The organism is Kribbella sp. NBC_01245 (genome assembly GCF_036226525.1).
Taxonomy (GTDB): Bacteria; Actinomycetota; Actinomycetes; order Propionibacteriales; family Kribbellaceae; genus Kribbella.
Genome location: NZ_CP108487.1, coordinates 2,697,381 through 2,709,490 on the forward strand (window position 1 = coordinate 2,697,381; position 12,110 = coordinate 2,709,490).

9 protein-coding genes are annotated in these 12,110 nt (G+C 66.5%); all 9 read right to left on the minus strand.

Annotated features, from left to right (window positions below; genetic code table 11):
- Nucleotides 1-185 precede the first annotated feature (185 nt).
- The 9 genes from OG394_RS11840 to OG394_RS11880 all read right to left on the minus strand — a co-directional run bounded on the left by OG394_RS11840 (nucleotide 186) and on the right by OG394_RS11880 (nucleotide 12,048).
- The gene (locus OG394_RS11840; protein WP_328995254.1) at nucleotides 186-752 is read right to left on the minus strand and encodes a DUF1707 and FHA domain-containing protein; all 567 of its coding nucleotides are present in this window, start codon (nucleotides 750-752) and stop codon (nucleotides 186-188) included.
- Nucleotides 753-837: 85 nt separating this feature from the next.
- The gene (locus OG394_RS11845; protein WP_328995255.1) at nucleotides 838-1,518 is read right to left on the minus strand and encodes a TNT domain-containing protein; all 681 of its coding nucleotides are present in this window, start codon (nucleotides 1,516-1,518) and stop codon (nucleotides 838-840) included.
- Nucleotides 1,519-1,661: 143 nt separating this feature from the next.
- Entirely contained in the window at nucleotides 1,662-2,687 is a 1,026-nt protein-coding gene (locus OG394_RS11850) for an ABC transporter ATP-binding protein (protein WP_328995256.1), read from the minus strand.
- An 8-nt stretch (nucleotides 2,688-2,695) separates the two neighbouring features.
- Entirely contained in the window at nucleotides 2,696-3,790 is a 1,095-nt protein-coding gene (locus OG394_RS11855) for an ABC transporter ATP-binding protein (RefSeq protein WP_328995257.1), read from the minus strand.
- Nucleotides 3,791-3,801: 11 nt separating this feature from the next.
- Nucleotides 3,802-4,791: an ABC transporter permease gene (locus tag OG394_RS11860; RefSeq protein ID WP_328995259.1), complete on the minus strand. Its 990-nt coding sequence runs from the start codon at nucleotides 4,789-4,791 to the stop codon at nucleotides 3,802-3,804.
- A gap of 92 nt (nucleotides 4,792-4,883) precedes the next feature.
- Nucleotides 4,884-6,632, minus strand: a complete 1,749-nt coding sequence (locus OG394_RS11865) for an ABC transporter substrate-binding protein (RefSeq protein ID WP_328995260.1) — start codon at nucleotides 6,630-6,632, stop codon at nucleotides 4,884-4,886.
- Between the two features lie 40 nt (nucleotides 6,633-6,672).
- The gene (locus tag OG394_RS11870) at nucleotides 6,673-7,686 is read right to left on the minus strand and encodes an ABC transporter permease (protein WP_328995261.1); all 1,014 of its coding nucleotides are present in this window, start codon (nucleotides 7,684-7,686) and stop codon (nucleotides 6,673-6,675) included.
- A gap of 313 nt (nucleotides 7,687-7,999) precedes the next feature.
- Nucleotides 8,000-10,837 (minus strand): AfsR/SARP family transcriptional regulator, encoded by a 2,838-nt coding sequence (locus OG394_RS11875; RefSeq protein ID WP_328995262.1) that lies wholly within the window; start codon nucleotides 10,835-10,837, stop codon nucleotides 8,000-8,002.
- A 2-nt stretch (nucleotides 10,838-10,839) separates the two neighbouring features.
- Nucleotides 10,840-12,048, minus strand: a complete 1,209-nt coding sequence (locus OG394_RS11880; protein ID WP_328995263.1) for an AfsR/SARP family transcriptional regulator — start codon at nucleotides 12,046-12,048, stop codon at nucleotides 10,840-10,842.
- Nucleotides 12,049-12,110: the final 62 nt, after the last annotated feature.

Sequence of the window (12,110 nt, forward strand, 5' to 3'; positions counted from 1 at the left end):
CGTCTGCCCCCGAATACCCCGGCCCAAACGTCCATACCGGGCCGGCCTTTAGCGTTGATTCGTCCGAATCCGCCCGCCCACGTAGGCGACCAAACGTCCGCAGTAGGGAAGGGGCGAGCGGATACAGACCAATCAACGCAGCAAGGGGACGTGGGCGAATCAACGCAAAGTGGGGCGCAGGCGGGTCAGCGGGTGAGGGTGGTGGTGGCTGACGGGCTGGTCCAGTGGAGTTGGAAGTCGACGCCGCCGAAGCGGACGTGGTCGCCGGGGCGGACTTCGACCGGGCTGGTGATGCGCTGGCCGTTGACGAAGGTGCCGTTCATGGAACCGACGTCGGCCAGGACCCAGGTCTCCCCCGTCAGCTTCAGCTCGGCGTGGCAACGCGAAACCGAGTCGTCCGCGAGGCGGAAGTTGGCGGCATAGCCCCGGCCGATGCGGACCGGGACGGCGTCCGGGCCGGGTAGCACCAGGCTCGGCACGACCGGCATCGGGCGGTACGGCGTGACCGTCACGCGCGGGAGGCGCCTGGCGATCCGGCGCAGCAATTCCCGCACACGGCCTTCGCCGCCGGGGAGGTCGCGGGTCGCGTCGGCCAGTTCGCCTCGGCTCTTCGCGCGCAAGACGAAGTGCAGACGTCGTACGAACGTGTCGTGCGAGATGCGCCCACTACCAGCGCCCTCGCGCAATACCTGGACGGCCCGATCGCGCTCGGCATCCGAGGGCCGGGTCGTCTGCAACCGCACGGAGGTCATTCGTGGATTGTCGGCTGACCGCCCGCACTCTGTCCAGCACGATCCTCGCGAGCGTGCTGGACAGAGCCGGTCCGAGGTCAGGGAGTTAGGAGACCGGGGCGCGGTCGAGGGGCGGGAGGATCGACTCGGCGAAGGTTTGCGGCGGGCCGATGACGCGCTGCAGGTAGCCGTTCTCCAGCAACCACTTGACCGTCAGCGGCGACGGCGCGCCAGGGACGTGGGCGCTCTTCAGCACGTACTGCCAGCCGTACCCGGTCTGCTCGAACCAAGGCGCGATCGGACCGGAATCGACGGTGAACGTCTTCAGCACCTTGTAGCCGCGGTAGTTGCAGAACCCGGCCGGCGTACTGACCAGACTCTGCGGCGGGATCGCCCGAGCCGAGTACGACGTACCGAGGGGTGCCAGGAACTGGCCGAACTCGCTGCCGTAACGATCGACCAGCTGGCCGGGACGGAGCTTCGACGGCACGATGATCGGCTTGCCCTGGGGATCCAGCAGATAGCCGTCGAGCGGCGGGTACTTCCACCAGGCGGCGGCCGGGTCCCAGTACTTGTCGAGGAACTGCTGGGGCGACAACGAGCCGGTACGGCGGTACCCGAACAGCCCGGCGGCGACGATTCCGCGCGTCGGCAGGGTCTCCGGACCGAACCGGCGATCACCCAGGTGGAACGTCTCCGAGCACTCAGTCGACGACTGCGACGAGGCCTGGGGCTGAGACTTCGGCTGAACCGAAGCGGGCCGGGCGATCGCCGACCCGGCGGTCAAAGAAAAGAGCGCGATACCTGCGATAAGTGTGGACAGGACACGATTGCGTGCTGACGGAACATGCATGGTCACGAAACGTAATGGGATTCCCGAGTCCCCGCAAGATCCCTACCGCCGCCGATCAGCGGCGGTAGGGCAATAACCTAAGCAGTCTCGGCGATCAGGTGCTCGCGCGGCTCCGCGAAGTGGCACGCGGCGAGATGACCTTCGCCCGCCTTGGTCGGCCGGATCAGCAACGGCTCCTCAGAGGCGCAAATGTCCTGGGCCTTCCAGCAGCGAGTGCGGAAGCGGCACCCACTCGGCGGATCGATCGGGCTCGGCACATCGCCGACCAGCCGGATCCGCTCCTTCGGCGGCGTACCGCGGATGACACCCAGATCAGGTGCCGCCGACAACAACGCCTGCGTGTACGGGTGCTGCGGCGCGCCGTAGATCTCGTCCTTGGTGCCGATCTCGACGATCTTGCCGAGATACATCACCGCGACCCGATCACAGAAGTGCCGGACCACGCCGAGGTCGTGCGCGATGAAGACGAAGGCGATGCCGAGATCCTTACGCAGGTCGTCCATCAGGTTCATCACCTGGGCCTGGATCGACACGTCCAGCGCGCTGACCGGCTCGTCGGCGATGATCACCTGCGGTTCGACCGCGAGCGCCCGGGCGATACCGATGCGCTGGCGCTGACCGCCGGAGAACTCGCTCGGGTAGCGGTTGTGGTGCTCGGGGTTGAGACCGACGCGCTCCAGTAGTTCCTGGACCCGCTCGAGCTCCTGGCCCTTCTTCACCAGATTGTGCACGCGCAACGGCGTCGAGATGATGTTGCTGACCGTCTGCCGCGGGTTGAGCGAGCTGTACGGGTCCTGGAACACGATCTGCAGTTCGCGCCGGAACGGGCGGAGCTGCTTCTCCTTCAGCTGGGCGATATCCGTGCCCTTGAAGTTGATCGAGCCCGCGGTCGGCGTGAGCAACCGCGTGATCATCCGGCCGGTGGTCGACTTGCCACACCCGGATTCGCCGACCAGGCCGAGACTGCCGCCGGCCTCGAGGTCGAAGCTGACGCCATCGACGGCCTGGACCACCTTGCGGTGCCGGGCCAGCCCCGCGGTCTCCTTGATCGGGAAGTGCATCTTGAGGTCCTTGACCTCGAGCAACGGCACTGTGTTCGTCATCGTTCTCCTCAGCCCAGTCTCGGCTCGACCTCGGCCTCGTAGATCGAGGCCTTGTCGGGTAGGTGGCACCGGGACGTATGCGTACCGGCACCGTCGACGGGCAGCAGGTCGGGCAGGTCGGTGAAACAGCGCTCACCCTTGACCCGCTCGGGGTAGGGACAGCGCGGGTTGAACGAGCAGCCGGACGGCAGGTTCAGCAGGCTCGGCGGCAACCCCTTGATCGGGCGCAGGCGCTCGCTCTCGGCCGAGACGACCGGGATCGACTCCAGCAGGCCCCACGTGTACGGCATCCGCGGCCGGGCGAGCACGTCCTCGGCCGTTCCGTACTCGACACAGCGACCGGCGTACATCACCAGTACGTCGTCGGCCATCTCGGCCACGACGCCGAGGTCGTGCGTGATCATCACGATGGCCGAGCCGAACTCCTTCTGCAGGTTGTTCAGCAGGTCCAGGATCTGCGCCTGCACGGTCACGTCGAGCGCGGTGGTCGGCTCGTCCGCGATCAGCAGTTTCGGGTCGTTGACCAGCGACATCGCGATCATCGCGCGCTGCCGCATACCGCCGGAGAACTCGTGCGGGTACTGCTTGAAACGGCGCTGCGGGTTGGGGATGCCGACCAGGTCGAGCATCTCGATCGCGCGCTTCTTCGCGACGTCCTTGGAGACCTTGTGGTGCACCCGGTACGCCTCGGTGATCTGCGCGCCGACGGTGTACAACGGATGCAGCGACGACTGCGGGTCCTGGAAGACCATCGCGGCCGTCTCACCACGCACCTTCTGCAGGTCCCGCTCCGGCAGGCCGACGATCTCGGTACCACCGAGGCGGATCGACCCGGTCATCTTGGTACGGCGCATGTCGTGCAGGCCCATCACGGCCATACTCGACACGGATTTGCCCGAACCGGACTCACCGACGATCGCCAGCGTCCGCCCGAGCGGTACGGCGTAGCTGAGGCCGTTCACCGCGTTCACCAGACCATCAGCGGTCGGGAACTGGACGGTCAGGTCTTCGACGATCAGGAATGCCTCTTCGCCGGACGGCGTGAGTGCTGTGCTGCGCTTCTCGCGATGCACGGTGGTGGGTGTGGTGCTGGGTGTGCTCATGGTTTCGCTCATCACAGCCTCACTCTCGGGTCGAGCACGCTGTAGAGCACATCGACCAGGAAGTTCATGAACACCAGCAGCACCGAGCCGACCAGGACGACGCCCATGATCACGGGCAGGTCGAAGTTCTTCAGGCTGTCGAGAGCGAGTTTGCCCATGCCGGGCATATCGAAGATGTACTCGGTGAAGATGGTGCCGCCGAGCAGACCGGCCATATCCAGACCGAAGATCGTGACGACCGGGATCAGCGCCGAGCGGAGCGCGTGCTTGTAGGTCACCTTGCGATCGGACAGACCCTTCGCGCGGGCCGTCCGGATGTAGTCCTCGCTCAGCGTCTCGACCATGGAGCCACGGGAGAACCGGCTGTAGGAGGTGGAGTTGTAGATGCCCAGCACCAGCCAGGGCGTGATCATGCCGACCAGCCAGCCGCCGGGACTTTCCAGCGGTGAGACCCAGGCACCACGCGGCAGGATGGCGTAGTAGATGGTGAGGTAGAGCGAGATCATCAGCGCGACGATGTAGTACGGGATCGAGCTCATCACCAGGGTCGACGACATCAGCATCCGGTCGCCGGTGGTGCCACGGCGTTTGGCCGCCATCGAGCCGATCGTGACCCCGAAGACCAGGAAGACGGCCGCGCCACCGAGGGCCAACGACACCGTCACCGGGAAGCGGCTCTTGATGATCTCGAGCACGGACTGGTCGAACTTGAAGGAGTAGCCGAGGCACGGCGCCTTGCACTCACGGATGGCGCCCTGCGACTCGAAGTCGCGTCCGGCGACCAGACCGCCCATGTACCCGGCGAACTGCTGCACCTTCGGCTTGTCCAGGCCCAGGCTGCGCTGGATGTCCTGGTACCGGTCCGCGGTGCACTGACGCTCACCACAGATCGCCGCGGCCGGGTCGGTCGGGGCGACGAAGAACAACACGAACGTCGCGACCAGAGTGGCCAGGACGACGGTGACGGCGCTCAACGCTCGCCGCGCGACGAAATACAACACCGATTACTCCTTTGGCCGACCGTGCCGGCGACCGGGCGTACTGCCCGGCCACCGGCACGGATCGATCGAACTTTGTCAGATGGACCGAGCCGTTACGGCTGCTTCAGGAACATCCGGACGAAGTGCGGCATACCGAAGGCGGTGTCGACCTCCGGGTTGCCGATGTTCTTGCCGACCACGAAGGCGACGTTGGAAGTCCGGATCGGCAGCGCCGGGAGGTACTCCTCCAGGATCTTCCGGTCGAGCTTGCTCCACTCCTTGTTCTTCAGCGCCTCGGCCGGGTCCATCGCCTCGACGCGGTCGATCTCGGCGTCCAGTTCCTTGTTCTCGAGCTGACCGACACTGTTGCCCTCGGCAATGGCCTGCGACTTGAACAGGACCGAGAACCAGCTGGTCGGGGACGGCCAGTCGGAGCACCAGCCGGCCGGTGCCTTGCCCATGTTGACCGGACCGTTCTGGTCGCCGGTCAGCTTGCGGATGTTGGCCTGCGGAACACCGATCGGCTTGGTCTTGAAGCCGGCCTTCTCCAGCGCCTGGGCCCGGGCCTGGCTGACCTGGGTGGCGATGTTGTCGTCGTTGGAGTAGTACCAGCTGAGCTCAAAGCCCTCCTTGCCGGCGGCCTTCAGCATCTCCTTGGCCTTGGCCGGGTCGCCGTCACCCTTGCCGTTCAGGCCGGGGATCTCGAACTTCTCGTAGCCGGGCACAGCGGCGGGCAGGATCGTCGACGCGGGCGGGTCGGCGAAGTCGGTGTGACCGGAGATCTTGCGGAGTGCGTTGTACGGGTACGCCGCCGCGATCGCCCGGCGAACCTCGATCGGAACCTTGCGGCTGTCCATGGTCCAGAACACCTGGCAGTTGCCCGCGCCCTTGACCAGCTGGTCCTTGTTCTGGTCCGTGATCAGCGGCAGCAGGGTCGAGTCGAGGTTGCTGTAGTTGAGCGCGCTCGCGTCCGGGCCGGAGCTCGCGATCACCTGGCGCTGCACCTTGACCGGGTCAAGGCCGAACTTGAAGACCCAGTTGTCCACGTTCTGCAGGCGGACCGGGTCGGTGTTCGGGTCCCAGTTCGGGTTCTTCGTCAGCTTGAGCTCGGTGCCGGGCGCGTACGACTTGACCATGTACGGGCCGGTCGCCAACGGCGCCTTCTCGTAGTTCTGCCGGGTGTCCTTCGCCTTCGGGATCGGCGTGAACAGCGGGAAGCTCACGTAGTACGGAAGGTCCTTCCACGGCTTGTCGAGCTTGATGACCAGCGTGCTGTCATCGGGAGTCTCGACACCGGCATAGGCGTCGCCGCCGGCCGCGTACGGGCCCTTGTACTTGTCGTGGTCCTTGAAGTACGCCAGCTGGTACGCCGGGCCGTCGCTGAAGATCTCGTGCGCGAAGGATCGCTTGATCGCGTACGCGTAGTCCTCGGCCTTGACCGGGGTACCGTCGTGGTACTTGATGCCCTTCTTGAGCTTGAAGGTCCAGCTCAGACCGTCCTCGGACTCCTTGCCCAGGTCCTCCGCGAGATCCGGCACCAGCACGGGCGCGCCGTTGCGGATGTCGTACTGGGTGAGCGCGCGGAAGAACAACTTCTGAATCGCGCTGCCGTCGACGTAGTACGTGTTCGTCGGGTCCATGGTGCCCGGCGTGACATCGGACAGAATCGTCATGGTGCCACCCTTTTTGGCACCATCGACCGGCTTTGCCGGACCCTTCGCCGCGGCGTCGGCGACCTGCGCCTGCGCATCGTTCTTGATCTCGTTGCCGCTGTTGTTACCGGAACTCCCAGACGGGCTCCCGCACGACGCGACGCCGAGGGCGGCGACGGCCGCAAAGGCGGTGATCCGTTTCCAAGCCATTAGTCGGTTCTCCTTTTCTGCCACGAAGGCAAACACCAGCTCAGCGCTGGCGGGTCTTGGGGTCGAAGGCGTCGCGGACGGCGTCCCCGAGCAGTGCGAGCGCCAGGACGAGAATGGTGATACCCACCACTGGAATCCACAGATAGAGCGGGAAAGTCTGGAAGTAGTTGGTCGCCGACGCGATCGTCTGGCCCCACGAGGGAGTCGGCTCGACCAGCCCGACACCGAGGAAGGACAGACCCGCCTCCGCCGCGACGTACGCCGGCAGGGCGAGCGACAGCGAGATCACGATCGGGGCGACCAGGTTCGGCAGCAGTTCCTTGATCAGCACCCGGTGGGTCGGTACGCCGATCGCCTTCGCGGCCAGCACGAATTCGCGCTCGCGCAGCGACAGCACCTCACCACGAACGATTCGCGCCAGCCCGGCCCAGCCGAAAAAGGCCAGCACGAAGATCAGCACGTAGAACCGGATATCGGCCTGCTCGGACGGCGAGAGGTTGAACGAACCACCTCGCCAGGACTCCACGATCGGCACCATCGCGATCGCGAACAGCAGGAACGGCAGGCTGAGCAGGAAGTCGATGATCCACGAGATCACCCGGTCGACCCAGCCGCCGAGGAAGCCGGCCAGCAGGCCCATCGTGACGCCGACGACACCACCGACGATGGTCGCGACGAACGAGACGATCAGCGACGGACGGGCGCCGTACACCCAGCGGGCGAACAGATCACGGCCGCTGCGGGGCTCGACGCCGAACCAGTGTTCCGAGTTCGCCGCGAAGTCCGGCAGCAGGGTGGAGCTGCTGATCAGCTCGGTGTGGTTCGTGTACGGGTCCTGGCCCTCGATGGCGGCCAGCACCGGCGCGAAGATGGCGACCAGGATGAAGAACAGGATGATCACGCTGCAGACGACCGCGACCTTGTCCTTGCGCAGCCGGCCGAGGGCGATCCGGGTCGGGGACTTGCCGTGCGCCACGACTTTCGGGCGGGCTTCGGCGATCGGTGCCGGAGTCTCCTCCGCTCCGACGCTCGAGTCAGGTGCCCCAATGGTCATGCGCACTCCGTCAGCTGGATCATGGGTCAGGACAGCGCTTGCCGAGATCCCCAATCGGCAAGCTCTTTGCAGATAGCTGCAGGTTCGCCTAAACCACTTGACAGGCACCTCGCAACCGGGCAGAAGCCTGCACCAAGCCTGTGACGTCAGACCAGCAGTGCGTCGTCGCAGTGCACAAATCGTTACCCGAACGCGTATCTCGCCGGTACATTGGCGGCTTTTCATCACATTAAGCGATCAATCCCCCGCGTTCCGTATAAAGTGCAACTTGGTGTCAATGGCACTAAACGGTCAGTAATGCGAAAGTGATCCCTTATTTAACGATTTGGTTCAGGGCTTGCCGGCAGCGCCAGGCGGCGAGCGGAAAGCCTTCTGCGTCAGCTTGTTCGATACCGTCGAGCAGGACCTGGCGGGCCCGTTGCGGATCGCCGTCGGCGAGCTCCAACTCGGCCCGGTAAAGGGTGATCCACTGCGTGCCGCTGAAATCGGGATGACGTTCGAGAATGTCCTCTGCCTGAGCCAGCAGGCGGCGGCAATCCCCTGTGTCACCACGGAGCAGGACGAGTCGCGCCCGGGCCGTGAGGATGTGGGCCTTGCCCAGTTCGTCACCCAGTTCGGTGACGAGGCGATCGGCCCGCTCGACGGCTTCGGCCATCTCGTCGACCAGGCCGGCCAGTGCCAGCGCCTCGGCCAGATTGCGCAGGATGATGGCCTGCCGCCGGGGTGCATCCTCCGCAAGTCCGGCGGCCTCGCGGTACATCGCGATCGCGCCGTTCAGGTCACCGTGATCACGCCGCAAGGTGGCGATGTTGGTGAGTTCTCCAGACCGTAAATCGGCTAATTCCGGCCGCGATTCCAGCAGGTCCAAACTGGCCTGATACGTCCGGCTCGCGGCGTCGATGTCACCCGCCCAGTGCAGGTAATGCCCGAGATATGCGAGCGACAAAACCTGCAGCCGGGGATTATCGACCCGGCGCGCCGCCTCGACGGCCCGTTCAGCCTGTCCCCGCAACTCCGCCGCGAAGGCGTCGCCCTGTGCCATCGCGCCGGCGATCGCCAGCTCCACCCGCGCGCTCAGCTCACCCAGATCCGTCCGCCCTGCGATGGCCTCCCGTGCGATTCGCAGTACGGCGTGACGGGCGTCGCGGTCATGCCGTACGGCGAGGTGGCCGTTGAGCCGTAGCGCGAGCGTCGCCGCCAGCTCGGGCTCGTTCAACGCGGCGGCCCGCGATACGGCGACGACGATCGCAGGGGTCTCGAGATCGAGCCAGCCTGGTTCGACGGCGTCCGCCTCGGCCTTTGGCAAGGCATCGCCCGGCGGAGCGGTCAGGCCCTCGGCCGGGCGCATGCTGTGGGAGAGGTCTTCGTCGGCTCTCGTGGTCAGCCGCAGCAAGGCCTCCAGGTAGCGCCGTTCGGCCTGGGTATCGGTGTTCTGCTCAGCCGCGTAGGCCCGGGACAACCCGTGCATGCCGAATCGCCGCGGCTGGATCCGCCGTACCTGCAGCATGCCGAACTCGGCGAGACGTTCGATCGCGCGCTCGGCCGACGCCTCGTCGCAGGCCAGCAGTGGCGCCGCGACCCAGGGCGAGAACTCGTCGACGTGCAACAGCGACAGCCGGGCGAAGAGCGTGCGGGCTTCCGGGTCGAGGGCGCCGAACGCGATATCGAGGCTGGTCCGGACGGCCAGGTCACCCGCCACCAGCGAGTCCAGCCGGCGCGCGTCATCCGCGAGGGCCGCGGCCAATCGGTCAGCCCCGGCACCTCCGGCGAAAGCCAGTTGCAGGCCGACGATCCGCAGGGCGAGCGGTACGCCTGCGCAGTACCGGACGATCCGCTCGTAGACGTCATCCACCTCGGCCGCACCGGTCAGCTCCGCCAGCAGACGCCTCCCCCGCGACTCGTCCAGCGCGCCGAGCTCGTGCTGCTCGACCTCGGTGAGGCCGGGCAGGCGGCGCCGCGAGGTGATGACGACACCGCAGCGAGCGCCATCCGGCCGGAGCGCCTGGACCTGGTCGGCGTCCATCGCGTCGTCCAGCACCACCAGCACAGCCCGATCGGCCAATGTCGTACGGAGCAGGTCGATCCGCTCGGCCTCGTCTTCGGGAACGGCCGGCGCCGGAATGCCCAGCGAACGCAGCATCCGGCCCGCCGTCAGCCGCGGCGGTACCCGTTCGCCGTCGGGTGTCTGCAGGCGGGCGAACAACTGACCATCGGGGTACGCCGACGCGACCAGGTGCCCGAGCCGGGCCGCCAGCGCGGACTTCCCCATGCCCGCGCCGCCGTACAGGCAGACCATTTTCTTGACGGGCTCTTTCAGTGTGCTCACGAGGTCGGCGATGAGTTCGTCCCGGCCGGCCAGCACGGTGATGTCCGCTGGTAGTTCCCTTGGTGTCGCTGGGTTTTTGGGGTCAGGCCCAACGTCGTCTCGCTCGATCGCGTCCCGGAGGTCCGTGAGCGCGCGGCCCGGGTCGAGCCCGAGCGACTCGGCCAACTCGGCCGCGCAGACGTCGTACACCTTGAGGGCCTCGTCGCGTCGCCCGCAACGGTACAACGCGAGCATCGCGCTCCGGGCCAGCCGCTCATCGCCTGGGTCATCGGCTGTCAGTGCGGTGACCTCGTCGACCAGTTCTTCGTGCTTCCCGAGACCGAGTCCGGCGTCGACACGTGCTGCGACCGCGGCCCGTCTGGTCTCCTGTAGCCCGGCACAGACTTGTCTGCGGAGTTCCATCGGCGCTACGTCTTTGAGAGGTTCTCCTCGCCACAAGGCCAGTGCCTCGGTCAGGAGGGCCGTACGGCGTTCCAGGTCGTCTGTGCGGCCGGCTTCTTCTACCAGGGCAGTGAATCGGCCCGCGTCCGTATCGGCTCGATCGACCTTCAGGAGGTAGCCGTCGGCCGTACTGATCAGCGCGGGCGGTTCATCGACGTACGACGCCAGGGCGGCTCGCAGGCGGGATGCGTACACCTGAAGGGTTTGGCGGGCTTTGGCCGGAGGTGCTGTTGGCCAGAAGCTTTCGATCAAGTCCTCGGTTGGAACCAGTTGGCCTGGGCGTAGGAGTAGTAGGGCAAGGAGAAGTCGCTCTTGTCGTCGGGAGAACTGCACCCGCGTTCCGTCGGCCCAGACCTCGACCGTCCCCAGGAGCCGGAATTCCACACTCAGACCTTACTGACCTCGATGTGTGTTGCATCCTCCAGACCAATCAGTGGCAGCTGTGAGGTGATCAGGACGGCACACCTCCCAGTAGCCGGTAGGAGCGGTCTGATCTGGGCGACGTTGTTGCAGTTGTCCAGGAGCAACAGAACAGCCCGGTCGGCCAAGTGGCTGCGGAACAGCGCCGAACGTTCTTCGACGCTGTCCGGTGGCTCGACTCCCAGTGAACCCAACAAGCGGCCCAGAGCATCTCTCGGCGACACTGCCGTCTCTAGGTTTTGGTAAAGCTGCCCATCTGGGTAGACGCCCACTACCCGGTGGGCCAGCGCTATGGCGATTGAGGACTTACCGACACCCGCAGCGCCGTACAAGCAGATGATGGTTGGGACACCGCCAGGGCTGTTCTTTTCCAGTCCGACGGCGAGTTCGTCCAGGAGTGCGTCGCGGCCCTTGAGCGCTGCAGGCGCCTCCGGAAGGTCGTGCGCGCCCGGGAGGTCCAGTGCCGGGTCTTGGCGCAGGATCGCGACGTGGAGTTCGCGGAGTTCCGGACCCGGCTCAGACCCGAGCTCATCCGCCAAGTACAGCGCGAATTCGGCGTACGCCGCGATGGCGTCGGCCTGTCGCCCGGACCGGTATAGCGCCAGCATGCGTGCGGCCGCGAGGGCCTCCCGGGTGGGCTCGGCCGAGGTCAGACTCGCCAGCTCGGGCAGGATCGACTCGTGCCGGCCGAGGGCCAGTTCGGTTTCGAAGCGCAACTCGACCGCGGCCCGTCGAGACTCCTCGAGCCCCGCGCACAACCTCCGCCGTACGTCCTCCGAGGCCACGTCCGCCAGCGCGGGACCACGCCACAGCGCGAGGGCCTCGCCCAGAAGGCGGGACCGCTCGGGCAGGTTCGGCTCGGTTCGTGCGCGCTCAAGCAGCGCGGCGAAGCGCGCAACGTCGGTCGCGCCCGCGAGCTGGTATCCGTCATGACGACTGGTGAGCAGCTCCGGGCCCAGGACCGCCCGCAGCCGAGAGGCGTAGACCTGCAGCGCACGGCGGGGATTCGCGGGCCGGTCCTCCGGCCAGAGCAACTCGATCAGCCGGTCGATCGGCACGGTCCGGCCCGGCTCGAGCAGCAGGATCGCCAGCAGTAATCGCTCCGGGCGGCGCTTCAGCGCGACTTGGTTGCCGTCGGCCCAGATCTGCACTGGCCCCAGCAGCCGGAACTCCACGCGGTCAGGCTAGCCGAGTGGTAAGTCCCGGGTAACACCCCCGCCGCAGGCTCAGCACATGC